Source organism: Nonomuraea helvata, assembly GCF_039535785.1.
GTDB classification, from domain to species: domain Bacteria; phylum Actinomycetota; class Actinomycetes; order Streptosporangiales; family Streptosporangiaceae; genus Nonomuraea; species Nonomuraea helvata.
This window is the reverse complement of sequence record NZ_BAAAXV010000001.1, coordinates 886,100-910,008: the sequence shown is the minus strand read 5'-3', so window position 1 is coordinate 910,008 and position 23,909 is coordinate 886,100. Positions and strand designations below refer to the sequence as shown.

The window sequence follows — 23,909 nt, the reverse complement described above, 5'->3', positions numbered from 1 at the left end:
AGAGCGCCCAGAGCGCCTAAGAGCGCTTCGACTTGCGCTGGTGCTCGTCGACCAGGAGCCTGGCCAGGTCGGCCACCTTGACCTGGTGGTGCTGGGAGATCCTGCGCAGCTCCTCGAACGCGGCCTCGGCGGTGCATCCGCTGGTCTGCATGATGATGCCCTTGGCCTGGTCGATCACCGACCGCCCGGCGAGGGCCTCCTGGAGCTGGGCGGCGTCGGTGCGCACCTCCTCGAACTCCCACATGTTCGCCATCGCCACCCCGACCTGTTCGGTCAGCATCTCGGCCAGCGAGTGGGCGCCCTGCGGGGAGAACGCCCCGGGGCGTACCGAATAGAGGCCGACCAGCAGCAGTGCGGGCGCCACGTCGATGGGGACGACGAGCACGGAGCGTACGCCGCACCGGGTCGCCAGCGCGTCGTAGCGGGGCCAGCGGCTCTCGGTGAGCACGTCGGTGACGCTGGCGCGCCCGCCGCTCTGCCTGGCCTCGATGGACGGGCCCTCGCCGAGCACGCGCTCGCCTTCGACGAGCAGGATGAGCTCGCTGTGCGAGCCGGAAACCACCACCCGGTGGTCGCGCCAGTGTTCGGCCGAGGCTCCCGAGCAGCCCGGAACGCCGTCGGCCAGCGCCGCCGTGAGGCCGCGCAGCACGCTTTCTGTTGAATTGTCCTCGCCCAGCCGGCCCAGCGCGGCAAGGTTACGGGCGAGACCCGGGGTGATCATCGCGATTGATTCCATAGCAAGAAGGCCCTACCCGATATGGCTACCGATATCCCATGTGACGTAGCGTCAGAGGGTGACCATGCCGGACCTCGAACAAGCGCTGGACGCTCTGGCCGGGCGCGTGGCGTCGTTGCGTGAGGCGAGGACGGCCTACCCCGCCGACCTCGCGCCCACGCTCGACGCTGCCCTCGCCGAGCTCGACACTGCCGCCGAACTGCTGGCGGAGGCCCGGGAGGCACTGCAGAAGGCGCCCAAACGGCAGGGTGGCAAGAAGGACGGCACGCAGCGGGAGCTGAAGCTGCTGCGCCAGGTCTTCCGGGCCTTCCCCGTGCCCGTCATCGTGCTCGACAGCGGCGGCGTGGTCAGGCGGATCAATCCCGAGACCTCCCGGGTGCTCGGCAGCCCCGACGGCTACCTGGTGGGCCGGTCGTTCCCGCTGCTGGTGGACGTGTCGCGTCGGGCGGCGTTCAGATCTCATCTGACGGCGGTGCTGCAGACCGGGCAGCCGTCGGCGTTCGAGACCCGGCTGGCGCACCAGGGGCGTACGCACGTCGTACGGGTGGCGCTGACCCGGCTGACCATGCCGGGGGAGCCGCAGCAGATGGTGGCGGCGGTGGCGCTGCCGATCGAGGTGCAGCTGCCCGAGGCGGGCGCGCGGCGGGTCGAGCATTCCGACGGCGCGCTGCTGCTGGCGGCGGCCAAGCGGCAGGATCTACTGGTCAAGATGGCCAACCTGCTCCTCGACGAGGAGGCGCTGCTGCGCCCGGTGGCGCTGCCGAGGGCGACGCGGCTGCTGGGGGCCCAGTGGGCGGACTGGGTGATCGCCGACATGGTCCGTGACGGGATGCCGCACCGCTCCGTCGTGGTCGCGCCGAAGAACCAGCCGCTGGGCGAGCTCGTACGACAGGTGGAGTCCGCCGACCCGGCGAGCAGCCAGGCCGTGATGCAGGTGCTGGAGCGCCGCTCCGGCGTGGTCCAGGAGATGGTGGACGACGAGACGCTGCTCGGGTTCTGCGCGGACGGGCCGCTGCTGACGGCGATGGGCGCGGGCTCGATGCTCTCCGTGCCGATCGGCTCCGCCGACGGCGTGCTCACGCTGGTGCGCGCGCACGACAAGCAGCCGTTCACGCTGGCCGATCTGGCCGTCATGCAGGAGGTCGGGCTGCAGCTCGGCCTGGCGGTACGCGCCCAGAGCAGCTTCCAGAGCCGGTCGAGGGCCGCGGACGCGCTCTCGGCGAGCGTGGCGCCGCGCAAGCTGCCCGACGTGCCCGGCTACGAGGCGGCGGCCGTCTACCACCCGGGCTCGTCCGTGGGGGCCGAGTTCTACGACGTCTTCCCCGTGTCGACCGGGTGGGGGTTCGCGCTGGGCGGCGCCGCCGGCAAGGGTGAGGAGGCCGCGTCGGTCAGCGCGATGGTGCGCGGCGGGCTGCGGGTGCTCAGCGTCTGGGAGCCCGAGCCCGACCTCGTCATGCGCAAGGTCAACCAGGCCCTGGTCGCGCAGGGCACCGGCATGTTCGTGATGGCCGTCGCCGGCTTCGTGAAGGGGCGCGAGATCAGGCTGTCGTCGGCCGGGCACCACCCCGCCGCGCTGCTGCAGGCCGACGGCGGCGTGCGCTTCGCCGCAGGCGGCGGCGTGCCGCTGGGCATCGCGCCCGAGGCGGAGACCGGCGTCGAGCGGCTGATTCTCGCCGCGGGCGAGACCCTGGTGCTGTACTCGGAGGGGCTCATCTCGTCCAGGAACGAGCGCGGCGAGCCGTACGGCGAGGAGCGCCTGGCCGACGTGCTCGGCCGGTGCGCGGGGCAGTCGCCCGCCACCGTGGTCAAGACCGTGGAGGCGGACCGGCACGCGTTCTCGGGCGGCCAGGTGTGGGACGAGATCGTGATCCTCGCGCTGCGAGGCGTCTGACCTGCGTCGTTACGATTACTGATCTGCAGGGGTTTGCGATCGGCTCAAACCTGGGTATGGTCGGAATCGTAGATAGACGTGCCTAAGACGCAGGCACACCTTTCAAGCTTTTTTCACGCTGAGGTGTGCCATGAATATCGCTATCGTCGCCACTGCCGGAGACGCCCGGCGTCACCACATTCTTTCCGTCGCACGCGAGCTGGGTCGCGGGCACCATGTCACCATCTACTCCCGCCGTGACAACGCCGAGGGCAAGCCCAAGACGCGGGTGGCCCCGGGGGTCACGCTGGAGCAGATCGACGTGGGCCCCGCGACGGAGCTGGCGGACGACGAGATGGCGCCGTTCCTGAACGACGTCGGCGAACACCTGATGAAGCGATGGAGCCAGGACCGGCCCGACGTGATCCACGCGCACTCGTGGACGGGCGGGCTGGCCGCCGTGGCGGGCGCCAAGGACCTGGGAGTGCCGGTCACGCAGACGTTCCACACCGTTGACCCCTTGCACATGGACCTGGAACGGGCGCTCGGCCGCCGGGCCAACGCGGTCATCGCCGGCTCGGGCGACGAGGAGTCGGCCCTGATCAGGCTCGGCGTGCCACGCTCCAACATCGCCGTCGTCCCGTACGGCGTCGACACCGAGCGTTTCCAGCGCCGCGGCGCCGTGGCCACGCGGGGCGCGCGCAAGCGGCTGCTGCACGTCGGCCCCCTCTCGCCGGACCGCGGCGCGCACACCATCGTGCGGGCGCTGCAGGGACTGGGCGACGTCGAGCTGGTCATCGCGGGCGGGCCGGAGCCCGAGGATCTCGAGAACGACAGGGATGCCCGCCGGCTGCGCGCCCTGGCCGAACAGCTCGGCGTCGCCGGCCAGGTGACGCTGCTCGGCCAGGTCAAGCGGACCTCCGTACCGAAGCTGATGCGCAGCGCGGACGCCGTGGTGTCGGTGCCGCGCGAGGCCGCGACGGGGATCGTCGCGCTGGAGGCGATGGCCTGCGGCGTACCGGTGATCGCCTCGGCCGTCGGCGCGCACCTCGACTCCATCATCGACGGCGTCACCGGGCTGCTGGTGCCGCCGGACCGCCCGGCCCGCACCGCCCGGCTGGCCCGTGAGCTGCTGACGGACCCCACCCTGCGCACCGCCCTCGGCTACGCGGGGGCCGACCGGGCGCGCTCACGCTACTCCTGGGAGCGCGTGAGCCAGGAGCTCGTCCGGGTCTACGAGTCGGCCTGCGCCTGAGGCCCGGCACCCGACCCGCGACTGAAGAACGTCAACCCTTCCGGCAGGCGGCAGGAGCCGCCTGCCGGCACCATGCCAGGGCGCTCTTCCGTCTGCCGGTCTGGGCTCCATGGAGATCGATGAGGCACGATCACTGTCACGCGCACTCCAGCGGCTCCTCAACGACGCCCACTCCTTGATCGACGAGTCCAGACCCGTCCCCGAGCTGGTCGCCAGGGTGACCGGGCATCTGGGCCGCGAGACCAAGGACCTGGTCTGCGTCAGCCAGAACTTCAGGAGCTGGGAGCACGCCAGCCTCCAGCGCGGCGTGGACGCCTACCTGGCGGCCCGCGGGGAGGCCACCTGGTTCGGCGTGTCCGGCCAGGTGGAGGTTTTCTCCGAAGACCCGTTACCGGAGTGACATTTTTGCTTCCATTGACCCCATGACTACACGCAGTCAGATCCTGGTCACGGTGACGCTGCTGGGTGTCGCCGTGCTTCCCCAGCCCGCGCGGGCCCAGGCGGCGGGCTGGGGCGCCCCGGTCCTCGTGGAGAACTTCGACGGCGTCACGATCGACACCGCCAAGTGGATGATCTACCACTCCCCGCAGGCCCGGCGGAACCCCCGTACCGGGAGGGCGGCGACGGTCGCGAACGGCATGCTGCGCCTCAAGGGCGGCATGTACGGCGGCAAGGACCTGTCGGGCGGGGTGGCCACCCGGCTCGCACAGCAGTACGGCAGGTGGGAGGTCAGGTTCAGGGCCGAGGCGGGGGCCGGGTACACCCCCGTGGCGCTGCTGTGGCCGACCGAGCAGGGGGCGGGCGACGACTACGCCGAGGTGGACTTCGCCGAGATCGTGGACCCCGAGCGGCAGGGCGGCGGGATCTTCGTGCACGGCGGGCACGAGCGGGCGCAGCGGCAGCTGCGGGCCGATTTCACCAGATGGCACACGGTGGCGATGGACTGGCTGCCGGGGCGGCTGACGTTCTGGCTGGACGGCCGGAGGCTCTGGGACTACCGGGGCGCGCAGGTGCCCCGGGGCCGCGCGATGGGGCTCGCGCTGCAGAACGACGTCGTGTGCGAGCCGCGGTGCCGCGACGCCGGCACGCCGGAGACCGTGTCGATGTACGTGGACTGGGTCAGGGTCTACCGAGCTCCCACGGGGGCCCCTACAGCAGCCGGGCGGCCTTGAGACCCAGGTGCACGGCCAGCCGGTCGTCGCCGTCCGACAGGTCCCTGTGCGTGAGGCGCTCGGCCTTGCCCAGCCGGTAGTAGAGCGTCTGGCGGTGGATGCCGAGCTCGGCGGCCACCTTCTGGGCGTGGCCGCCGTGGTCGAGATAGACCTCCACGGTCTCGGCCAGCTCGGCGTCCAGGGCGGCGATCTCGGCCGCCAGCTCGCGCAGGTCCTGCCGGGCGAGCCTGGCCAGCAGCCGGTGCACGCCCAGGTCCTCCCAGCGGGCGATGGGGGCGTACCGGGGGAAGTGCTCGGCGATGCGCAGCGCGTGGCGGGCCTCGCGCCAGCTCAGCCAGGCGTCGGCCGGGTCGGGCCTCGGCGCGCCGATCCCGGCGGCGGTGCCGTACGCGCTCTGGAGGGTCTGCGCGACCTCGCCCGCGAGGTGGGCCGGGGTGAGCAGGGCGACGGGCGAGCCGGTGCGGGCCAGGACGCCGCGCGGGAGCGTCCACAAGGTGGCGACGCGCTCGGCCGACTCGCGTACGGCGACCGCCGCGACCGGGCCCGGCACCTCGATGGACGCGCTCGCGCGCTCCGCCGGGTCGGCCGAGAACAGGGCCAGCAGTCCCCGGCCGAGATCCTGCCTGCTCCTGGCCTCCTGGGCGAGCTCGGCGGCGGCCCTGGCCACCAGCGGCGCGACCGAGTCGAGGGCCGTGAGCGAGCCCGAGTCGAGCAGCCACAGGTAGCCGTAGGTGACGTCGCCGTGGCGCAGCGGCCAGCACACCCTGGCGAGGACGCCCAGCTCGGCGTCCGCGGGGATCCGGACCGGGCCGGTGGCCCTGGCGATGCCGTAGCGCTCGAAGTAGTCGCGTACCTCGCCGGTGGCGCGCCTGCGCAGGATCGACTCCTGGCGGACGGTGTCGATGTCGCCGTGCTGCGCCCCGTAGGCCAGCAGCCGGAATGAGCGGTCCTCCAGCGTCACGGAGGCCCCCAGCCGGGAGGCGATCTCGTCGACGATCTCTTGTAGGTCTGCCGTGTTGTGCATTTGTATGACAGCCTCCCACACGCGGCGTTACGCACGTCGATGGCCCCCTTTGAGCTGCGTTTTTACACTTGGAGCATGCTGGGTCAAGTGCTCCTCGCCGCGTCAGGGAGCGGCGTCGTACGCCGTGCCGTGTCGGGCTTCCCGCTCACCAGGAAGGTCGTCGACCGGTTCGTCGCGGGCGAAACCGTCGATGAGGCCCGCGACGCCATCGAGCGGCTGCGCGATGCGAAGCTGGCCGTCACCGTCGACCACCTCGGCGAGGAGACGCGCGACGCGCGCGCCGCCGAGGCCGTCACGGACGCCTACCTCACGCTGCTCCAGGCCCTGGGGCCGCTCGAGCTCGAGACCCGGGGCGAGGTGTCGGTGAAGCTGTCGGCCGTCGGGCAGCGGCTCGACGACGCGATGGCGCTGGAGCACGCCCGCGAGATCTGCGCGGCCGCCGCGATGAACGGCTCGACCGTCACGCTCGACATGGAGGACCACACCACCGTCGACTCGACGCTGGGCATCCTGCGCAAGCTGCGCGAGGACTACCCGTCGACGGGCGTGGCGATCCAGGCGTACCTGTTCCGCAGCGAGGACGACTGCCGCGACCTGGCCGCGGAGGGCTCCAGGGTGCGCCTGGTCAAGGGGGCATACCGCGAGCCCGCCGCCGTGGCCCACCAGGGCAGGAGCGCCGTGGACAAGGCGTACGTGCGATGCCTGCGGATCCTCATGGCGGGGAAGGGGTACCCCATGGTGGCGACGCACGACGATCGCATGATCGCGATCACGGAGCTGCTCGCCGACCGGTTCGGGCGGACGATCGGCGACCACGAGTTCCAGATGCTCTACGGAATCCGGACCGACCTGCAGGAGTCCCTCGCAGGGGCCGGCCACACGGTCCGCGTCTACGTCCCCTACGGCGACGACTGGTACGGCTACTTCATGCGCCGCCTGGCCGAGCGGCCCGCCAACGTCGCCTTCTTCCTTCGTGCCCTGGGGGGTAAGTAATGGATGCCATCAGCAACGTCCCCGTTCCGGCCAACGAGCGTATCTACGGGTACGCGCCGGGCAGCGCCGAGCGGTCCGCGCTGGAAGACCGCATCAAGGAACTGGCCGGGTCGTCGCTCGACCTGACCATGACCATCGACGGCGAACAGCGCCTCGGCGGCGGCACCCCCATCGATGTGGTGCAGCCGCACAACCATGCCTCCGTTCTGGGCCGTACCAACGACGCTACGGCCCAGGACGTGCAGGACGCCGTCGACGCCGCGCTGCGGGCGGCCCCCGCGTGGCGGGCGCTGTCCTTCGACGAGCGGGCGGCGATCTTCCTGAAGGCCGCCGACCTGCTGGCCGGGCCGTGGCGGGCGACGCTCAACGCGGCGACCGTCCTGGGGCAGTCGAAGTCGGCGCAGCAGGCGGAGATCGACTCGGCCTGTGAGCTGATCGACTTCCTGCGGTTCAACGTGGCGTACGCGCGCCAGCTCTACGCCGACCAGCCGATCTCGTCGCCCGGCGTGTGGAACAGGATGGAGTACCGGCCGCTCGAGGGCTTCGTGCTGGCCATCACGCCGTTCAACTTCACCGCCATCGCCGGAAATTTGCCGACTTCTGCTGCTTTGATGGGGAATGTCGTCGTCTGGAAGCCGTCGCCCACCCAGCAGTTCGCCGCGCACTTCACCATGCGGCTGCTGGAGGCGGCCGGGCTGCCGCCCGGCGTGATCAACATGGTCACCGGCAACGGTCAGGCCGTCTCCGAGGTGGCGCTCGGCCACCCGGCCCTGGCGGGGATCCACTTCACCGGCTCCACGGCGACGTTCCAGCACCTGTGGAGCACCGTCGGCCGGAACATCGCCTCCTACCACGGCTACCCGCGCCTCGTCGGCGAGACCGGCGGCAAGGACTTCGTGCTGGCCCACCCGTCCGCCGACCCCGCCGTGCTCTCGACGGCGCTGATCAGGGGCGCGTTCGAGTACCAGGGGCAGAAGTGCTCGGCGGCCTCGCGGGCGTACGTGCCGCGCTCGGTCTGGAGCCGGATGCGTGACGACTTCGTCTCGGTGGCCGAGTCGCTGAGCGTGGGCGACGTGTCGGGCGACCTGTCGACGTTCATGGGCGGGGTCATCGACGCCCGGGCGTTCGCCAAGCACAAGGAGGCCATCGACCGGGCGCGGGCGGCCGCGAACATCGACGTCCTCACCGGCTCGTACGACGACAGCGTCGGATATTTCGTGAAGCCGACCGTCCTGGAGTGCGCCGACCCGACCGACGAGATCTTCGTCAAGGAGTACTTCGGGCCCATCCTGGGCGTGCACGTCTACGAGGACCGCGACTTCGACGCGGTGCTCGACCAGATGGAGGGCATCGCGCCGTACGCGCTGACCGGCTCGATCATCGCCCAGGACCGGTACGCCATCGCGTCCGCGTCCGACCGGCTGCGCTTCGCGGCGGGCAACTTCTACGTCAACGACAAGCCGACGGGCGCGGTCGTGGGCCAGCAGCCGTTCGGCGGTGCCCGCGCCTCGGGCACCAACGACAAGGCCGGCTCGATCTTCAACCTGATCCGCTGGGTGAACGCCCGCACGATCAAGGAGACGTTCGTGCCGCCGACCGACCACCGTTACCCGCACATGGGCTGATATTTCAGCCCATGTCGCGCCGTGAGCCCCCGGTCCTGCCCCGGGGGCTCACGGCTTTTTCAGCCGAGCGCACGGTTGACGGCCGCCACGTACCTGTAGAAGGCCTTCGTGCGGTTGGCCGGGTCCTCGATCCAGGCGCGGTTCAGCTTCCCTCCGTCGAAGAACCGCTCCCGCTGGCCCCGGCTGATCTCCAACTGCACGCCCATGCCCCTGCGGTTCTTGTTCGCGATGTTGCTGGGGCTGTCACCGCCGATCTCCTCGGGCACGGACGCCGAGATGGCGAATCCGGCGGCGCGCAGCTCGGACTTCACCTTTTTGATCAGCTTCGTGTCCCGTCCGCCGACGTAGGTGGTGGCCCCGGAGCCCGACGCGGCGTGCCAGGAGACGGTGTAGTCGACGCCCGCCACCACGTTGAGCGCCTTGGGCTCGTCGAAGTGCGTGGCGGTGATGTGCAGGGCGGTGTTGCCGGAGTCCTTGATGCCTTCAAACGCGTAGAAGGCGTACTTGCTGCCCGCGGCCGCGTCGGCGAGCTGCGACGTCGGCGCTTCGATGGCGCCGCCGTGGATGGCGATGTGCGCCACCTTCGCGCCGCTGGGGACGCGCTGGACGCGGCGGTAGTCCCTGCCCTCGACCTCGTGGGCGGACAGGTCGGCGTAGTCGGCGTAGACATCGGACCGGGCGGACTCGGCGTGAGCGACAGGGGCGAGGCCGATCAGGAGTAAGTTCGCGACGGCGACCGACAGGACCTTCTTCACGTAACACCTTTCGACGATCTTCTTTGACCGCCCCCATCATGCCGCCTAACGGTCGGAGCCGTCCTACCTACCACTGATGGCGTAATGTGCAATATTCGTGTCATTGACGCCACATAAGGTCCGCGACCAGCATGAAAGCATGCAGCGACGGGTTCTGATCGTCGTCTTCCCCGGCTTCCAGCTGCTCGACATGGCCGGTCCCGCCGATGTGTTCGCCACCGCGGACCTGCTGGTGTCCGGGGGCGGCTACCGGGTCGAGGTGGCGGCGGTGGGCGGCGGCGCCGTGCCCGCGGGGAACGGCGTCACCGTCACGGCCTCGGCGCTCGCCGACGTCGCCGGGCCGATCGACACGCTGCTGGTGGCGGGCGGGCTGTCCGTGCCCGAGCGGCTGGCGGACCGCGAGCTCGTCGCGCACATCGCGGGGCTGGCGGGCGGCGCCCGGCGGGTCGCGTCCGTCTGCAACGGCGCTTTCCTGCTGGCCGAGGCGGGGCTGCTGGACCACCGGCGGGTCACCACGCACTGGCTCGCCGCCGGCGAGCTGGACGCCCGCTACGAGTGCGTCGAGGTGGACGCCGACCCGCTCTACATCGAGGACGGCAACGTCTGGACCTCGGCGGGCGTGCTGTCCGGCGTGGACCTCGCGCTCGCGCTGGTGGCCAGGGACCACGGCCACGCGCTGGCCAGGGACGTCGCCCGGGGCCTCGTGGTGTATCTGCACAGGCCGGGCGGGCAGAGCCAGTTCAGCACGCCGATGCGGGCGCTGACGCCGCGCAGCGAGCCGCTGAGGGAGCTCCAGGCGTACATCGACGCGAACCCCGCCGCCGACCTGAGCGTGCCCGCGCTCGCCGCGCGGGCCGGGATGAGCGAGCGTCACTTCTCCCGCGTCTTCACCGAGCAGACGGGCCTGTCACCCGGCCGGTACGTCGAGCGCAGCCGGGCCGAGGCCGCCAGGCGGCTCCTGGAGGTCACCGGCCATCCGCTGGACAGGGTGGCCAGAGAGTCGGGGCTCGGCACGCCGGAGACCCTCTACCGCGTCTTCCGCCGCTACTGGCGGATCTCACCCGGCGACCACCGTCGCAGGTTCCGATCGAAGGAGAAATAGACATGCATGTGGCCATCCCGCTCTATCCGCGTTTCACCGCGCTCGACGCGGTCGGGCCGTACACGGTGCTGGCCTTCGCGCCCGGCTGGACGGTCACGTTCGTCGCGGCCGAGCCCGGGCCCGTGACCGACGACCAGGGGACGCTCACCCTCATCGCCACCGCCTCGTACGAGGACGTGCCCCGCCCTGACGTGATCGTCGTCCCGGGCGGCCCGGGGACGATGGAGGCCATGGCCGACGAGGCGCTGCTGGGCTGGATCCGGCAGGCCCACGAGCACGCCCGGTGGACCACCTCGGTGTGCAGCGGCTCCTTGGTGCTGGCGGCCGCCGGGCTGCTGGAGGGGCTGAAGGCGACCAGTCACTGGGGCATCCTCGAAGCGCTGCGGCAGTACGGGGCCGAGCCGGTGAGCGAGCGCGTGGTCACCGAGGGCAACGTCGTGACCGCGGCGGGGGTGTCGGCGGGGATCGACATGGCGCTGACGCTGCTCGCCCAGGCCGCCGACCCGACGACGGCGCAGGCCGTGCAGCTGGTCATCGAGTACGACCCGCACCCGCCGTTCAACTCCGGGTCGCCGAAGACGGCTCCGGAGGGGCTGCCCGAGCTCGCGCTCAAGCTCATCTCCTAGGGAATGGCCTCGCCGGGCGCTTCCTCGCGGGGGGGCGGGGTCGCCCGGCCGACTCCCACAGGCAGCACGTCGAAGTGGATGACCACGTGCCCGATCGACGGATCGCGGGGAGCGGCCGGCTCCCGCTCCCTGCGGTCCGACAGTGCCCGGTACCTCTCCAGCACCTCGAACACCTCATCCTGCAACTCGCGCGTCTCCTCCGGCGTGAGCCGCAGTGACCGCCGCCCGAAGACGCTCGCCTGCACCCACTCCTCGGGTGCCGTCGCCTCCTCCTCGCGCCACCGGGCCAGCTCCGCGCCGCGCTGACGCACCATGTCGTCGAGTACGACCTCCAGCGCGCTCGCCGTCTCGGGGTCGCCCTCCTCCGGCTCGCCGAAGGAGAAGCCCCCGGGCGCGATGCGCCAGTACTTCTCCTTGCCGCGCCCCATCCCCGGCACCACCTCGATCATGTCGTGCCTGGCCAGCTCTCTGAGGTGGTAGCTGGTCGCGCCGGTGTTCTGGCCCAGCAGCGCGGCGAGCCCGGTGGCCGTGGACGGGCCGTGCTCGTCCAGCAGCTCGTAGATCCGCAGCCTGAGCGGGTGGGCGAAGGACTTCAGGGCGTTGGCGTCGAGCGTCCGTGCGGAAAAGCTCTTGCTCTGCATGCTGTGCAAGCCTATCTTTGCAAAGGAATCTATGCACACTTTCTCTTACACACTATCGGAGTGCGGCAGTGGGGCGTTCGTTCGGTTTTCTCTGGTCATCCACCGCGCTGTCGAACCTGGCCGACGGCGTGCTGAAGGTCGGGGCGCCACTGCTGGCCGTGTCCATGACGCGCTCTCCCACCCTGGTGTCACTGGTCGGGGCCGCCGCGACGGCGCCGTGGCTGCTGTTCGCGCTGCACGCGGGGGCGATCGCCGACCGCGCCGACCGCCGCCGGATCATGGTCCTGGCGAACGCCGCCCGTACGGCGATCCTGGCGCTCGCGGGCCTGCTGGCGCTCCTGGGCCTGCTCGACCTGTGGCTGCTGCTGGCGGCCGTGCTCGTGGCCGGGGTGGCCGAGGTCTTCGCCGACACCTCGGCGCAGGCGATCCTGCCCATGACCGTGCCCGATGACCACCTCACCAGGGCGAACGGCCGCGTCTCCAGCGCCCAGATGATCGGCAACGACTTCGTCGGCGCCCCGCTCGCCGGCCTGCTCGTGGTGGCGCTCCCCGCCGCGCTCTTCGGCGCCCCGGCCATCCTGTACGGCGCCGCGGGCCTGCTGCTGCTGGGCATGCGCGGCACGTACCGCCTGAACCCCGACGCCGGAGAGCGGAGGCCGCTGCGGCGGGACATCGGCGAGGCGCTGCGCTACCTCTGGTCGCACCGGGTGCTGCGGAGTCTGGCCGTCACAGCCGGGATGCTCAACCTCGCCAACGCCGCCTACTTCGCCGTCTTCGTGCTCTGGGTGGTCGGCGACGGCTCACAGATCGGGCTGGAGCCCGGCGGGTACGGCCTGATGATGACCGCCTTCGCCGCCGGGGCGGTGCTCGGGTCCCTGCTGTCGGGGCGGGCCGCGGGGATCTTCGGGGAGGCCCGCACGCTGGTGGGCTCGTGGCTGATCAGCAGCCTGCTGCTCCTGGTGCCGGTGGTGGTGCCGTCGCCGTGGACGCTCTACCCGACCGCCGTCCTGTGGGGTGTGGTGGGCGCGGCGGCCAACGTCCTGGTGATCTCGACCCGGCAGCGGCTGATCCCGGCCGAACTGCTAGGCCGTGTCAATTCGGCATACCGCCTCGTCGGCATGGCCGGGATGCCGCTCGGGGCGGCTCTGGGGGGCGTTGTGGCCGAGTTCGCGGGGCTTGGCGCCGTCCTCGTGGGCGCTACTGGAGTATGTTTGGTGGGTGTCGGACTGGTGTGGCGCGCTTTGTCTGATCGAATTTCTAGGCCGTTGACCAGCGCACCCGCACTTTCCGACATATCCGGATCACGTTAGGCACCCTACGGCCGGTGCTGAAGTGACATGATTATCCCCGAGCATGAGGGGATGGTATGCGGGAGATCGGCGGACGGTACCTCCTGAACGAGGAGGCCGGTCGTGGGGGTATGGGCGTCGTCTGGCGTGCGTTCGATCAGCTCCTCCACCGTACGGTGGCACTCAAGGAGCTGACCTTGGCCGGTGAGGCCGAGATGGTGCGCCGCCGGGTGCTGCGTGAGGCGAGGATGGCTGCCGGCCTGACGCACCCGAACATCGTCACGGTGCACGACCTGATCGAAGAGGGCGGCAAGCTCTGGATCGTGATGGAGTACCTCGACGGGCTCTCGTTGCACCAGTTGCTCTCTCAGGTGGGCACATTACCGGCCCAGTCGGTGGCCGCGATCGGCCAGCACCTGCTCGCCGCGCTGCGCACCGCGCACAAGGCCGGGGTGCTCCATCGCGACGTGAAGCCCGCCAACGTCATGCTGACCGGCGACCGGGTGGTGCTCACCGACTTCGGCATAGCGACCGCCGAGGGTGACATCCGGATGACGACGTCCCGGCGGCTGCGGGGCACGCCCGCCTTCATGGCGCCCGAGCGGCTGCACGGGGGGCCGGCCAGCAAGGAGGCCGACATGTGGTCCTTCGGCGCCACCCTCTACAGCGCCGTCGAGGGCCAGCCGCCCTACCCCGGACAGGACGCGGCGACGGTGCTCGGGATGGCGCGCAGCGGCCCCTACCCGCCGCCCCGGCGGGCCGGCGTGATGCGGCCGCTGATCGAGGGGTTGCTCCACCACGACCCGGTGCGGCGCTACACGCCTGAGCAGACGGCGGGGCTGCTGGCCGGCATGCGCGCCAGCGCCTACCAGGCGGCCATCTGACCCACACCGCACGGGTGGGGGAGCTTGGGGGAGCGGTGCTTCAGTGCGACTGCGGTGCGACTGCCGGCCCGCTGGGCCTGTGCGTGGACTACTACCACGGAATTCTGGCTGAGGAGCAGGCTGATCCTCAGATGTACAGCTGGCACGCGCCTGTGGTCTGCGCGTATCTCCTGCAGCATCCTTCCAGAGCCCATGAGAAGTACCTTGACGGCCAGTTCCGCCAGTTGCAGCTCTTCATGGACAAGGGCCTTGACGCGCTGCTTCGCGTGGCGGCTCATCAGGTGGCGCGGAACAAGCACAGGGCGCGGTCGAGCTACGACATGGCACCACTCGCGGAGTACGCGCCGCTTCCACCGGGCGGACCTCCCGGGCACTTCCGCGCTACGCTCTGCGGGTTGCCGGTCAGGGATGGCAGCTTCGTGTCTGATGGGCATCCGGCATACGGGCGCCGTATCGAGATCATTGCCCAGGCGACAGTGGAGTCCTGGCGATTCGTCCAGAGCTGATGGACGACACGCCTCCGGACCGGATGCCTACGCCGGGTAAATGAGTAGGGGGATACTCAGGCCGGTCACGTCGCGAAGGCGACACGATTCGTGGCGAACATCGTTGGTTCAGGCGCGACTGTCGCCGTTCCCCGACCTGGAGATGCCATGTTCAGGGTGCTCAGCCGATTCGTGCTCGGAACGCTCCTGGCGCTGTCGATCATCTCGACACCCGCCTCGTACGCCGCCGGTTCCCCGATAGCCATGATCAACCGATCGACGGGTAAGTGCGCCGACCTCCCGAACTTGGGTGCGAACCCGGCAGGCACGCCAGTGACCCAGTTCTCGTGCAACAGTTCCGACGGCGACAACCAGCTCTGGATCCCGCGGCCGACCCGGGTCGTCAACGGCGTGCAACTCTACGAGTTTCTCAACGTGAAAAGCTCGCTCTGCCTCGACCTGCCCGGGTTCGGCTACACCCCGGCGGCGACCCAGCTGAGCATCTATCACTGCGCCTCCACACCGGCCGACGACAATCAGGAGTGGTACCTGCGTGACGTCGTGGAGCCGCACGTCGACCAGATGGTCATCAACTACAAGAACGGACTCTGCCTGGACGTGGCCGGGTGGGCGAGCACAGGTTCCGATCGGGCCGACAACCTTCCGCTCACCGTCTTCAGCTGTTACGACCCGTCCTGGGCGAACGACGGGTACGACGATCATCGCTGGCTGCTGATGGCCTGACCGGGCAGACCTGGATGCACCAGGAGCCCTTCGAAGCGAGGGGCCAGTAGGTGCCGTGCCGCCACCACACCAGCGGCAGGCCGGCCAGGGGACCCGCCGGACGGCGGGGCTGCCGGCCGGCATGCGCGCCGGCGCCTACCACGCGGCCATCTGACGCACTACGCGGCGGGGCCGGTCTGGAAGCCGATGGCGGCGGGCATGGCCGGTTCCGGCCTCGCCGTAGGATGCCTCGGTGATCGACGGCGATGGTTACACGTACGAGATGATTTTCTCTGAGGCCGAAGAGGCGATCGACGAATTCTGGACCAAGCTCGGCGGTCAGCCTGTCTGGCTCGAGAAACCGCAATGGCCGCTCTGCCACCGGCACGAGCGTCCGATGGGGTTCATCGGGCAGTTCCGGCTGCCTGGCAGGTCGACCCGGATGGCCTACCTTTTCATGGACGAGGAATCCGAGGAGTCGTTCCTGCCTGAGGGCGGCGAGAACGCGCTCATCGTGCAGCCGGGCAGAGTGCCGTCCTTTGTGGAGACGACCGATGCCGCGTGCGGCCCACGCCTCGTCTGCGAGACGTTCGTCGATCTGGAAGAGGCCGAGCAGGTGGACCCTCGTTGGTGGGGGTCTCGCATCCTGGGCACTCCGACGTGGTTGCAGTACGAGGAGTATCCGGCCGGCGGTCCGTGGGCGTTCTTCTTCCAGCTCCGCTCCTCCGAGCGGGAGCACTACTCCTTGATGTTCGGCGACGGCGGGGTGGGCTACGGCTTCCTCAGCGCCGACGAGCAGGAGGGCCGCTTCCTGTGGCAGTGCTAACCGGTCCTCAGCTCCTGGGAACCGAGGGCTTCCTCTTCGCCAAGTGGACACAGGCTGGGCACGCCTGAGTCGCCTGGGGTGAGAATGGCATTGACCAGCCGCAGATCGGCAGCGGCTGTGTTGGCTTCCCGCAGAGACTCTTTCTGCTGCCGTCTTGTACGGCATGCTGCACGGCGTCCCGTACGAGACGAGACAGCCCCAGCCGGTAGCCGTCTTTGAAGGTCACCCGCCCAGCGTCCCCCATGAACACCAGCAGGTCATCCCAGTGGATGGTCCAGCGTCGTACTCCACCAAGCAGTTCCTGCGACCCATCGTCGAGTTTCACGAGCGCCAGCGTGTTATTACGCAGGATGTTCACTACCGTGCCGCATTGCCCTATAAGCCAGGATGCGAAGGCTCGCGTTGTGGCCGGGCTATGGAGCATGTCCACGATCTTGACTCGACTGCCGATGGCCCTCTCAGCCATAGTCATGGCAGGGTTTCCGCTGGCGAGGCGCCGGTAGCCAGGTCGCTGACCGTCGAGGAGAGCGGGTGATTGGCGCGTAGATCGGCGTACCGGAAGGCGACGCGCCGGGCGGCGCGCCCAGGTTCGATGGCTGGATGCCAGGCGTAGACAGCGCGCTTGCGAACGGGGTCCCAGCCGGTGCGCCACCAGAACCGGTAGCCGTCGCACCACACGATCAGCCCCACCCAGACCGACACCAAAGCGAGCCCGTAGCCGTCGTGAACGTCTGCGGTGATGCCTCGCTCTTCGAGAGCCTGCTGCAGGAGTTCGGCGTGGAGCCGTTGCGTGGTCTCCTCGGCCGGATCGGTGTGCGTCGTAACTCGTGAAGGATTCATCACGTCAAGCAAAGCGACCCCGCGTTCACCGGGCACGATGACAATAGGAGACAGCCGGGGACACGGCGTATCCGCGAATATCCGGAGGTGAACGATGGGCACCCCAGGAACACCGCCCCTGTGGGCTGTACGGCTTCGGGCCGAGCGTAAGACTGAGGTCGGTACCGTCGCGGACATGGCCAGGAGGCTCAAGGCGGTGGCGGAGGGTCCGTTGCCCACGGTGGCGGATTTGACGCGGATGATCCGAGGGTGGGAGCGGGGCGATCACTATCCCAGCGAGCGCTACCGTCTCCTGTACGCTCGCGCGCTGAAGAGCACGGAGGCCGACCTGTTCGACCTGGGCGAGCGGCCCAGCGTTCCTGTCCCGGCCTTGCCCTTGGAGAGCGTCGCCCCTGACGCGGATCTCTATGAGCGCGTCACCCGTACTATCCAAGACCCTCGCCGTGTCGATCAGAGCACTGTGGACTGGCTTGCCACGTGCCTTGCCGAACATCGCAAGGTTGAAGACACCATCGGCTCACGTCCCCTCTTGGGCGTCGTTCGGCAGCAACTCGGCATCGTGGTCGAACTGGCGCAGAGCGCGCTAGGCAGCATCGCCGATACCGTGGTGGACCTGGCCGCGCAGTATGCGCAGTTCGTCGCGTGGATGTCCCTCGACATCGACGACCAGGCCGCCGCGCTTGCCTGGTACGACCGCGCCCACGACTGGGCGCTGGAGATCGGCGATGTCAACATGGCTACCACCACGCTCAGCATGAAGGCCCACCAGGCATGGAGCGCCGGCAACGCCCGCAGGACCGTCCGGCTGGCTGAAGCTGCGCGCTGGCACGACGGACAGGTGACTCCTGGTGTGCGTGGCATGGCCATCCAGATGGCGGCGCGTGGGTACGCGCTCGCGGGTGAGGCTCGTCCGGCCCGCACGCTTCTGGACGAGGCCGAAGCGCTCATCCGCCAAGCCGCCGAGCACGCCGACGACGAGCCCGCGTGGATGTACTTCTACGATGAGACGTGGTTCCGCCTCCAGCGTGGGATGACGGAGCTGTACCTGTCGAACTGGCCCAAAGCCATCGACATGCTGACGGCAGGACTTGCGAGTCTGCCCGAGTCCTACAAGCGCGATCGCGCGTGGTACGGCTCGTGCCTGGCCAGGGCCCACGCCCAGGCGGGAGACGCGGAGACGGCACTCGAAGTCAGCCTGCCCATTGTCGCCGACGCCATCACGCTGAACCGCCACGCCCATAAGGAACTGGTCGATGTCGCAGCCCTGCTGACTCAACACACGTCTCGCCAGGCCGCCGCCTTGCGGGATGCTCTCACTGACACCGGCTGTATGGGTAGCTGAGAGGGGATTGCCGGGTTGCTGACGTATGAGCACATCGCTGATCGCCTGATCCTGGAGATACCGGAGTTCGGTCCGGCTCGGCGGTCAGCCTGTCTGGCTCGAGAAGCCGCAGTGGCCGCTCTGCCACCGGTACGAGCGTTCGAGGGGGTTCATCGGGCTCGTCGGCGAGATGTTCGACGAACAGGAGGGCTGCTTCCTGTGGGAGTGTCAGCCGGTCATCAGTTCCCGGGAGCGGCCTGCCGGGCGGCCTGTTCGAGGCGTTCGCGGTAGTCCGTCCACCAAGTCTCGCCGTCTCCCGGCAGGATGTCGTTGTCCTGGCGGCCGACGGCGCCGTCGATCAGCTCGCGGACGATGTCGGCGTGACCGGCGTGCCGGTTGGTCTCGGCGAGCACGTGGATGAGGACGCGGTGCAGGGAGACGGTGTTGCGTTCGGCCGGCCACCAGGCGACATGACCGGTCGCGTCCAGGGGCAGCTCCTCGATCGTGGCGTCCGCATGGGCCCAGGCCCGGTGGTAGAGGGCGATGATGTGCTCGCGGGACTCGTCGGGCGTCGCCCACATGTCCGCGTTCGTCTCGGCGTCCTCCTCCAACCAAGGCAACGGCTCGCCGGACGGGCGGCCGAAGGTGTCGCCGAAATAGCCGAGCTCGACGCTGGCCAGATGTTTGACCAGGCCGAGGAGGTTGGTGCCGGTCGGGGTCAGGGGGCGGCGGATGTCGTACTCGGAGAGGCCGTCGAGCTTCCACAGGAGGGATGTGCGGACGGCCTTCAAGTAGTGATGCAGGTCCGCTTTCGGATCCGATATCTGCATGGCGAGCATTGTGTCAGGCAGGCCGGCGATGAGGTCATGCGGCATTCGGTTCACACCGGTCCCTCAAGGGGAGCTACACCCAACCGCAATGGCTGCTCTGCTACCGGCATCAGCTAGGAGTTGGCGGCTGTTGTGCTAGATCTCCGTTCTCGCCTGCTCGATTTGCCGCACGATGGCATGGGCGCCATGCGCCTGTGCGATGGCGTGCGCCTCGTCGAGTGTCGTGAGCGCGTCCGCCCGGCGGTCCTGGGCGGCGGCGATGTAGGCCAGCCCGACCATGTTGGCGGCCACGCCCGGCAGGGCCCCGACCTCCCGGCGCAGCCGCGACGACTCCTCCAGCCGCTCGCGGGCTTCATCCAGCCGACCGGCCATGTGTGCCGCGATGCCCAAGTGCCGCAGGGCCTCGGACTGGGTCGGCTTGTCGCCGACCTGAGCCGCGAGCCGGCAGGACCGCTCCAGTTGCGGAACCGCAGTCTCGTTGTCACGCCGGATGACCTGATGTAAGCAGCCGATCCAGAACAACGCCTCCGCCTCGCCGCGCGCGTCGCCCAGCGCCCGGTACAGCTCGATCGCGCGCTCGAACAACGGCAGTTCAGCCGGGTCCTCGACGGGTGACGAGCCGACGCCGGCGCGCTCGCTGAGAAACCGCGCATGCAGGATCCGCCCACGAGCCAACGCGGCGTCGGCCTCCACCGCGTCCAGGGTCCGTTCGGCGTCGGTCAGCCCGCTGGCGTCGCCGCTGAACACCGCCCGTTCATAGAGGGTCTTGGCCCGTTCGATCCTGTCTTCGGCGCTCATCGCCGCCCCCGCCCTGCCATCGCCACCACGTGCTGGATCAGCAGTACAGTACTCCGGTCCAGGAGCGTCATATGGAGGGTGAGCGATGAGTGGGTCGGCGGCCGGGGTGGTCTGACTATTCGTCGGCCGGCTCGGCGCCGAGGAACCGCAGGGCCAGCATGTCGCGCGTGAACGGGACGCCGGTCATCCGGCTTGCCAGGGCGAACGCACGGGGGATCGGGTTTTCGATCTCCGGGCCGTCGAAGGCATGGTCAGGGTCCAGCCCCACGTCGCGCATGGCGTCAGCGAAGCGGTCGAGATCGCTGCCCGACCGGTCCTGCGGGGCCATCGGATCGAAGCAGATGATCGTCTTGCCGTCGATCTCGTGGACGAAGGTGTCCACGGCGTAGTCATGGCGGCAGACCGACACCACCTCGGCTCCTCGCGAGACGCGTGTCCTCACGTCGTCGTCGGCCGCGATCCGCCATCCTCCCGGTTCGATGACCAGCGTCCAGCCCTCGATCTCCGCGGCGCCGATGTAACCGGCCGCGTCCTCGGCGTTCTCTGCCGAGCGCTCCTCCATCTCCTCGAACGTCACCTCCTCCATCGTGCTCTCGTCCACGCCGAATCGCCGTAACGCCTCCTCCGGCGAGATGTGCCGGACGAAGGACACGCAGTAGACGTCGCCCAGAGGCTCCGTGTCCTCGAGCCAGCTGAAATTTCCGCTGCGGTGTGTCATGGTCGCCCCCTTGATCAGTTGCGCGTCATCATGGCAGCCGCCGGCGACAGATCCGATAGATCCGACAGAGCGCTGGACTCGGAAAGCGCAGGCCCGTGTCATCGAGGAAAGGCGTCATACGAGAACGGGCCCGGCGAGCGGCACGACATCATGGCCGCTGGCCGGGCCCGCAGGTGAACGCCGACGGTCAGGCGACCTGGAAGTCGGCTTCCTCGACGGCCTGCCGGATCAGGTCATCGTCCAGCGGCGACTCACCTGTCACGTCCACCTTGCCCGTGGGCAGATCGACGTGGACGTCCGTGACGCCGGGGAGCTCGCCCACCGCCGTGGTGATCGAGTTGACGCAGTGCTCGCAGTTCATGCCCTGGACGACGTACGTGCTGGTGCTCATGTCACTCCTTATAGGTGAGTGGGTTGCGGTTGAGGGGTCCTCGCAGGGGCCCGTGAGGCGACGGCGATGTGCGGGCGTCCGGTGAGGGGGTGCGGGCCGACGTGGGCGCGTACGCCGAAGACGTCCTCGATGAAGGCCGGCGTCAGCACCTCCAGGGGCGGGCCGTGGCCGGCGACGTGGCCGTCGCGCAGGACGACGACCTGGTCGGCGTAGGCGGCGGCCTGGTCGAGGTCGTGCAGGGCGGCCAGCAGCGTGAGGCCCAGGGAGCGGATCAGGTCCAGCAGGAGGAGCTGGGAGCCGACGTCCAGGTGGTTGGTGGGTTCGTCGAGGACCAGCAGCGGCGCCTGTTGGGCCAGGGCGCGGGCGAGCAGGACGCGCTGCCGTTCGCCGCCCGACAGCGTGGTCATCAGCCGGTCGGCGGCCCCGTCCATGCCGACCCGTTCCAGCGCGGTGACGACCACCGCGCGGTCGGCCGCGGTGTCCCGGTCGAGCGGCCGTTTGTGGCTGTGGCGGCCGGTGGCGACGACCTCGGCGACGGACAGCTGGTCGGCGACCTGGTTGTGCTGAGGGAGCACGGCGCGATGGCGGGCGGCCTGGCGGGGCCGCATCCGCCACAGGTCCTGCCCGTCCAGCCGGACCACGCCGCCGGACGGGCGCAGCGACCGGTAGACGGTACGCAGCAGCGTGGACTTGCCGCTGCCGTTGGGCCCGACGAGCGCGACGAACTCGCCGGGCCCCGCGGTCAGGGTCACGTCGTTGACGATGGGACGGGCGTCGATGTGGGCGCTGACGCCGGCCAGGTCAAGTCGCATGGGTGCCTCCGGTCGATCGGCGGCGCAGCAGCCAGAGGAAGAACGGCACGCCGAGCCCGGTGGTGAAGATGCCGACCGGCAGCTCGTTGGGCCGGTCGGCGATGCGGGCGGCCAGGTCCACCAGCACCAGGAAGAGCGCCCCGGCCAGCAGGGAGACCGGCAGCACGCGGCGGTGGTCGGCGCCGACGACGAACCGGATCGCGTGCGGGATCATCAGCCCGATGAAGCCGATGCCGCCGACGACGCTGACCACGGTGGCCGTGAGCAGCGACCCGGCCACCAGCAGCCCGATCCTGAGCGTCGCGACCGGCACGCCGATGGCGATGGCCGCTTCCTCGCCGGCCAGCAGCGCGTTCAGTGCGCGGCCCTGCACGACCAGCCAGAGCAGGCAGCCGGCGATGAGCAGGGCGGGCACGGTCAGGTCGTGCCACGAGGCGCCCGCGACGCTGCCCATGAGCCAGAACATCATGCCCTGCAGCTCGGTGGGGTTGAGCTGGAGCTGCACGAACGTGGTGGCCGCGGTGCACAGGTAGCCGACGGCGACGCCGGTCAGCACCAGCCAGGAGTCCAGCAGCCGGCCCGCGCGCTGGGCCAGGACGTACACCAGCAGGGCCGACAGCATGGCGGCGGCGAAGGCCGCGCCGGTGACGCCGAGCACCCCGGCCAGCGCGGTGCCGCCGAGCGCGGGGACCAGCACGGCCCCGAGGGAGGCCGCCGAGGAGACGCCCAGCACGTACGGGTCGGCGAGCGGATTGCGTACCAGGGACTGCAGCGCGACCCCGGCCACCGACAGGCCGGCCCCGGCGAGCGCGGCCAGCAGCGCACGCGGGGTGCGGATCTCCCAGACGACCTGGCTGAGCAGCGGGTCCGCCTGCGCGCCCCTACCAGACAGATGCGCCCAGACCACGCCCCAGACCTGGCCGAGCGGAAGGTTGACCGAGCCGACGGAGATGCCCGCCACCAGGGCCGCGACCAGGCCGGCGGCCAGGGCGGCCAGCAGCAGTCCGGTCGCCGGCCCGGAGACGAGATGCGGGCGTCGGGACGTCAGGGCGTCACTCACCGGCGTGGACCACCTTGGAGATCTTCTCCACGGCCCAGGCGTTGAGCGGGCCGAGGTACACGCCGTCGGAGACCACCGCGTATGTCCTGGACCTGGACGCGGCCCACTGCGGGTAGGCGGCGAACAGTTCGGCAGCCTGCTTGTCGCCGTTCTCGTCCGGGGTGAACAGTCCGACCACGAGCACGTCGACCTGGGCGGTGGCGAGCTGCTCCTTGTTGAGGGTGCGGGTCATGTCCGCGGACTGTCCGGCGAACGCGTTGACGCCGCCGGCGGCCTTGATCACGTCGTCGTAGATGCCGCCGGTCATCACGGCGGGCAGCCCGTTGGCGTTCATCATGGACATGCCGGGATAGGTGATGAGCACCTTCCTGGGCGGCAGGCCCGCGACGCGGGTGCGTACGGCCTCGACGCGGGCGCGCAGCTTGCCGATCAGGTCGAGCGCGCGGTCCTGGACGTCGAAGATCCGCCCCAGCAGGGCGATGAACTCCAGCGAGGAGTTGATCGACTGGTTGCGGTAGGCGCGCCGCTCCTCCTCGGTCGCCTCGGGCTTGCCCATCGCGCAGTTGACCGGGTTGACCAGCGAGGTGATCCCGGCGGCGGCGAGCTGTTCACGGGTGGCGAACCCCTTCTTGGCGTCGAACCCGCCGGACCAGGTGGACACCACCAGGTCGGGCTTGAGCTTGAGCACCTGCTCGGCGGGGACGTCGAAGTTCTTGTTCATCGTCAGCCCGCCGGTCGGCAGCGCCTTGATCTTGCCGATCATGGACGGGTCGTCGGAGACGCCGTAGCTCTGGGCGTTGGCGAGGATGCTCTTGTCGAGGCCGAGCAGGATGAAGCTCTCCACCTCACCCACGCTGGTCCCGTTCAGGATCAGGACGCGCTGTGGCGGCCGTGCGAAGGTGACCCGCGTTCCGCAGTTGTCGAAGGTCAGGGGATAGCCGGTACGTCCGGCGGACGTGGTGGAGATCTCTATGGATCCGCGGTCGGAGCCGCCGGGGGCGCCGCAGGCGGCGGCGGTCAGGGCCACGAGTGCGGCCAGGACGATGCCAGATTTCATCACGTGTGCGCTTTCTGGGGGTCGAGTCTGGACAGGCGCGCGCCGCAGCAGGCCACGGAGGTGGCCGGCGCGGCGG

26 protein-coding genes are annotated in these 23,909 nt (G+C 69.9%); 14 read left to right on the top strand and 12 right to left on the bottom strand.

All coding sequences use genetic code 11. From position 1 onward, the window contains the following. Nucleotides 1-16: 16 nt before the first annotated feature. Nucleotides 17-736 carry an ANTAR domain-containing response regulator gene (locus tag ABD830_RS04085; protein WP_344984967.1) on the bottom strand — a complete coding sequence of 240 codons (720 nt, stop codon included), beginning with the start codon at nucleotides 734-736 and terminating at the stop codon, nucleotides 17-19. A gap of 64 nt (nucleotides 737-800) precedes the next feature. Here ABD830_RS04085 and ABD830_RS04080 point away from each other — a divergent pair, with 64 nt between their 5' ends. The 4 genes from ABD830_RS04080 (at nucleotide 801) to ABD830_RS04065 (ending at nucleotide 5,033) form a co-directional block, all read left to right on the top strand. Continuing rightward, nucleotides 801-2,627: a SpoIIE family protein phosphatase gene (locus tag ABD830_RS04080; protein WP_344987618.1), complete on the top strand. Its 1,827-nt coding sequence runs from the start codon at nucleotides 801-803 to the stop codon at nucleotides 2,625-2,627. 130 nt (nucleotides 2,628-2,757) lie between these two features. Then, a complete protein-coding gene (locus tag ABD830_RS04075; protein ID WP_344984966.1) occupies nucleotides 2,758-3,861 on the top strand; it encodes a glycosyltransferase in 1,104 nt (367 codons plus the stop codon). A 109-nt stretch (nucleotides 3,862-3,970) separates the two neighbouring features. Beyond that, entirely contained in the window at nucleotides 3,971-4,261 is a 291-nt protein-coding gene (locus tag ABD830_RS04070) for a hypothetical protein (protein ID WP_344984965.1), read from the top strand. 22 nt (nucleotides 4,262-4,283) lie between these two features. After that, entirely contained in the window at nucleotides 4,284-5,033 is a 750-nt protein-coding gene (locus tag ABD830_RS04065; RefSeq protein ID WP_344984964.1) for a glycoside hydrolase family 16 protein, read from the top strand. Here the strand turns inward: ABD830_RS04065 and ABD830_RS04060 are convergent. Beyond that, a complete protein-coding gene (locus tag ABD830_RS04060) occupies nucleotides 5,011-6,057 on the bottom strand; it encodes a PucR family transcriptional regulator (RefSeq protein WP_344984963.1) in 1,047 nt (348 codons plus the stop codon). The genes ABD830_RS04065 and ABD830_RS04060 overlap by 23 nt on opposite strands. A 75-nt stretch (nucleotides 6,058-6,132) precedes the next feature. Here ABD830_RS04060 and ABD830_RS04055 point away from each other — a divergent pair, with 75 nt between their 5' ends. Together ABD830_RS04055 and pruA are read left to right on the top strand one after the other, a co-directional pair. After that, nucleotides 6,133-7,050: a proline dehydrogenase family protein gene (locus tag ABD830_RS04055; protein ID WP_344984961.1), complete on the top strand. Its 918-nt coding sequence runs from the start codon at nucleotides 6,133-6,135 to the stop codon at nucleotides 7,048-7,050. Further along, nucleotides 7,050-8,675, top strand: a complete 1,626-nt coding sequence (gene pruA, locus ABD830_RS04050) for an L-glutamate gamma-semialdehyde dehydrogenase (protein WP_344984960.1) — start codon at nucleotides 7,050-7,052, stop codon at nucleotides 8,673-8,675. The genes ABD830_RS04055 and pruA overlap by 1 nt, the downstream gene beginning before the upstream one ends. Before the next feature lie 59 nt (nucleotides 8,676-8,734). On the opposite strand, the gene ABD830_RS04045 is transcribed toward pruA, so the two are convergent. After that, nucleotides 8,735-9,430: a poly-gamma-glutamate hydrolase family protein gene (locus ABD830_RS04045; protein ID WP_344984958.1), complete on the bottom strand. Its 696-nt coding sequence runs from the start codon at nucleotides 9,428-9,430 to the stop codon at nucleotides 8,735-8,737. Between the two features lie 139 nt (nucleotides 9,431-9,569). On the opposite strand from ABD830_RS04045, the gene ABD830_RS04040 reads away from it, so the two are divergent. Together ABD830_RS04040 and ABD830_RS04035 are read left to right on the top strand one after the other, a co-directional pair. Beyond that, nucleotides 9,570-10,532: a GlxA family transcriptional regulator gene (locus tag ABD830_RS04040; protein WP_344984957.1), complete on the top strand. Its 963-nt coding sequence runs from the start codon at nucleotides 9,570-9,572 to the stop codon at nucleotides 10,530-10,532. 2 nt (nucleotides 10,533-10,534) lie between these two features. Then, nucleotides 10,535-11,158 carry a DJ-1/PfpI family protein gene (locus tag ABD830_RS04035; protein WP_344984956.1) on the top strand — a complete coding sequence of 208 codons (624 nt, stop codon included), beginning with the start codon at nucleotides 10,535-10,537 and terminating at the stop codon, nucleotides 11,156-11,158. On the opposite strand, the gene ABD830_RS04030 is transcribed toward ABD830_RS04035, so the two are convergent. Then, nucleotides 11,155-11,799: an ArsR/SmtB family transcription factor gene (locus ABD830_RS04030; protein ID WP_344984954.1), complete on the bottom strand. Its 645-nt coding sequence runs from the start codon at nucleotides 11,797-11,799 to the stop codon at nucleotides 11,155-11,157. The genes ABD830_RS04035 and ABD830_RS04030 overlap by 4 nt on opposite strands. A gap of 68 nt (nucleotides 11,800-11,867) precedes the next feature. On the opposite strand from ABD830_RS04030, the gene ABD830_RS04025 reads away from it, so the two are divergent. From ABD830_RS04025 to ABD830_RS04005, 5 genes are all read left to right on the top strand, one after another. Next, nucleotides 11,868-13,109 (top strand): MFS transporter, encoded by a 1,242-nt coding sequence (locus tag ABD830_RS04025; RefSeq protein WP_344984952.1) that lies wholly within the window; start codon nucleotides 11,868-11,870, stop codon nucleotides 13,107-13,109. A 56-nt stretch (nucleotides 13,110-13,165) separates the two neighbouring features. Then, nucleotides 13,166-13,972: a serine/threonine-protein kinase gene (locus ABD830_RS04020; protein ID WP_344984951.1), complete on the top strand. Its 807-nt coding sequence runs from the start codon at nucleotides 13,166-13,168 to the stop codon at nucleotides 13,970-13,972. Nucleotides 13,973-13,986: 14 nt separating this feature from the next. Beyond that, nucleotides 13,987-14,478 carry a DUF5946 family protein gene (locus ABD830_RS04015; RefSeq protein ID WP_344984950.1) on the top strand — a complete coding sequence of 164 codons (492 nt, stop codon included), beginning with the start codon at nucleotides 13,987-13,989 and terminating at the stop codon, nucleotides 14,476-14,478. 147 nt (nucleotides 14,479-14,625) lie between these two features. Beyond that, a complete protein-coding gene (locus tag ABD830_RS04010) occupies nucleotides 14,626-15,201 on the top strand; it encodes an RICIN domain-containing protein (protein ID WP_344984948.1) in 576 nt (191 codons plus the stop codon). 232 nt (nucleotides 15,202-15,433) lie between these two features. After that, entirely contained in the window at nucleotides 15,434-16,006 is a 573-nt protein-coding gene (locus ABD830_RS04005; RefSeq protein ID WP_344984945.1) for a YwqG family protein, read from the top strand. Nucleotides 16,007-16,474: 468 nt separating this feature from the next. On the opposite strand, the gene ABD830_RS04000 is transcribed toward ABD830_RS04005, so the two are convergent. Next, complete coding sequence (locus ABD830_RS04000; protein WP_344984943.1) at nucleotides 16,475-16,882, bottom strand: hypothetical protein; 408 nt, start codon at nucleotides 16,880-16,882, stop codon at nucleotides 16,475-16,477. 139 nt (nucleotides 16,883-17,021) lie between these two features. Here ABD830_RS04000 and ABD830_RS03995 point away from each other — a divergent pair, with 139 nt between their 5' ends. Next, on the top strand, nucleotides 17,022-18,188 hold the full coding sequence (locus ABD830_RS03995; RefSeq protein ID WP_344984942.1) for an NsdA family TPR-like regulatory protein: 1,167 nt from the start codon (nucleotides 17,022-17,024) through the stop codon (nucleotides 18,186-18,188). A gap of 218 nt (nucleotides 18,189-18,406) precedes the next feature. Here the strand turns inward: ABD830_RS03995 and ABD830_RS03990 are convergent, their stop codons facing one another. From ABD830_RS03990 to ABD830_RS03960, 7 genes are all read right to left on the bottom strand, one after another. Then, the gene (locus ABD830_RS03990; RefSeq protein WP_344984941.1) at nucleotides 18,407-18,997 is read right to left on the bottom strand and encodes a DinB family protein; all 591 of its coding nucleotides are present in this window, start codon (nucleotides 18,995-18,997) and stop codon (nucleotides 18,407-18,409) included. Between the two features lie 135 nt (nucleotides 18,998-19,132). Beyond that, a complete protein-coding gene (locus ABD830_RS03985) occupies nucleotides 19,133-19,795 on the bottom strand; it encodes a tetratricopeptide repeat protein (RefSeq protein WP_344984940.1) in 663 nt (220 codons plus the stop codon). Between the two features lie 115 nt (nucleotides 19,796-19,910). Next, complete coding sequence (locus ABD830_RS03980; protein ID WP_344984939.1) at nucleotides 19,911-20,513, bottom strand: DUF6461 domain-containing protein; 603 nt, start codon at nucleotides 20,511-20,513, stop codon at nucleotides 19,911-19,913. A gap of 187 nt (nucleotides 20,514-20,700) precedes the next feature. Further along, on the bottom strand, nucleotides 20,701-20,904 hold the full coding sequence (locus tag ABD830_RS03975; RefSeq protein WP_344984938.1) for a heavy-metal-associated domain-containing protein: 204 nt from the start codon (nucleotides 20,902-20,904) through the stop codon (nucleotides 20,701-20,703). 8 nt (nucleotides 20,905-20,912) lie between these two features. Beyond that, entirely contained in the window at nucleotides 20,913-21,716 is an 804-nt protein-coding gene (locus ABD830_RS03970) for an ABC transporter ATP-binding protein (RefSeq protein WP_344984936.1), read from the bottom strand. Continuing rightward, nucleotides 21,706-22,776, bottom strand: coding sequence for a FecCD family ABC transporter permease (locus tag ABD830_RS03965; protein ID WP_344984935.1), 1,071 nt, complete (start codon nucleotides 22,774-22,776; stop codon nucleotides 21,706-21,708). The genes ABD830_RS03970 and ABD830_RS03965 overlap by 11 nt, the downstream gene beginning before the upstream one ends. Further along, nucleotides 22,769-23,833, bottom strand: coding sequence for an ABC transporter substrate-binding protein (locus ABD830_RS03960; RefSeq protein ID WP_344984934.1), 1,065 nt, complete (start codon nucleotides 23,831-23,833; stop codon nucleotides 22,769-22,771). The genes ABD830_RS03965 and ABD830_RS03960 overlap by 8 nt, the downstream gene beginning before the upstream one ends. Nucleotides 23,834-23,909 lie beyond the last annotated feature (76 nt).

What these genes read in the sequence shown, in the direction of transcription:
- ABD830_RS03995 (WP_344984942.1), top strand. Translation starts at nt 17,022, where the DNA reads ATGGCCAGGAGGCTCAAGGCGGTGGCGGAGGGTCCGTTGCCCACGGTG.
- ABD830_RS04070 (WP_344984965.1), top strand. Translation starts at nt 3,971, where the DNA reads ATGGAGATCGATGAGGCACGATCACTGTCACGCGCACTCCAGCGGCTC.
- ABD830_RS04055 (WP_344984961.1), top strand. Translation starts at nt 6,133, where the DNA reads ATGCTGGGTCAAGTGCTCCTCGCCGCGTCAGGGAGCGGCGTCGTACGC.
- ABD830_RS03980 (WP_344984939.1), bottom strand. Translation starts at nt 20,513, where the DNA reads ATGACACACCGCAGCGGAAATTTCAGCTGGCTCGAGGACACGGAGCCT.
- ABD830_RS03970 (WP_344984936.1), bottom strand. Translation starts at nt 21,716, where the DNA reads ATGCGACTTGACCTGGCCGGCGTCAGCGCCCACATCGACGCCCGTCCC.
- ABD830_RS04035 (WP_344984956.1), top strand. Translation starts at nt 10,535, where the DNA reads ATGCATGTGGCCATCCCGCTCTATCCGCGTTTCACCGCGCTCGACGCG.
- pruA (WP_344984960.1), top strand. Translation starts at nt 7,050, where the DNA reads ATGGATGCCATCAGCAACGTCCCCGTTCCGGCCAACGAGCGTATCTAC.
- ABD830_RS03985 (WP_344984940.1), bottom strand. Translation starts at nt 19,795, where the DNA reads ATGAGCGCCGAAGACAGGATCGAACGGGCCAAGACCCTCTATGAACGG.
- ABD830_RS03990 (WP_344984941.1), bottom strand. Translation starts at nt 18,997, where the DNA reads ATGCAGATATCGGATCCGAAAGCGGACCTGCATCACTACTTGAAGGCC.
- ABD830_RS04075 (WP_344984966.1), top strand. Translation starts at nt 2,758, where the DNA reads ATGAATATCGCTATCGTCGCCACTGCCGGAGACGCCCGGCGTCACCAC.
- ABD830_RS03960 (WP_344984934.1), bottom strand. Translation starts at nt 23,833, where the DNA reads ATGAAATCTGGCATCGTCCTGGCCGCACTCGTGGCCCTGACCGCCGCC.
- ABD830_RS03975 (WP_344984938.1), bottom strand. Translation starts at nt 20,904, where the DNA reads ATGAGCACCAGCACGTACGTCGTCCAGGGCATGAACTGCGAGCACTGC.
- ABD830_RS04065 (WP_344984964.1), top strand. Translation starts at nt 4,284, where the DNA reads ATGACTACACGCAGTCAGATCCTGGTCACGGTGACGCTGCTGGGTGTC.
- ABD830_RS04060 (WP_344984963.1), bottom strand. Translation starts at nt 6,057, where the DNA reads ATGCACAACACGGCAGACCTACAAGAGATCGTCGACGAGATCGCCTCC.
- ABD830_RS04080 (WP_344987618.1), top strand. Translation starts at nt 801, where the DNA reads ATGCCGGACCTCGAACAAGCGCTGGACGCTCTGGCCGGGCGCGTGGCG.
- ABD830_RS04085 (WP_344984967.1), bottom strand. Translation starts at nt 736, where the DNA reads ATGGAATCAATCGCGATGATCACCCCGGGTCTCGCCCGTAACCTTGCC.
- ABD830_RS04030 (WP_344984954.1), bottom strand. Translation starts at nt 11,799, where the DNA reads ATGCAGAGCAAGAGCTTTTCCGCACGGACGCTCGACGCCAACGCCCTG.
- ABD830_RS04020 (WP_344984951.1), top strand. Translation starts at nt 13,166, where the DNA reads ATGCGGGAGATCGGCGGACGGTACCTCCTGAACGAGGAGGCCGGTCGT.
- ABD830_RS04040 (WP_344984957.1), top strand. Translation starts at nt 9,570, where the DNA reads ATGCAGCGACGGGTTCTGATCGTCGTCTTCCCCGGCTTCCAGCTGCTC.
- ABD830_RS04010 (WP_344984948.1), top strand. Translation starts at nt 14,626, where the DNA reads ATGTTCAGGGTGCTCAGCCGATTCGTGCTCGGAACGCTCCTGGCGCTG.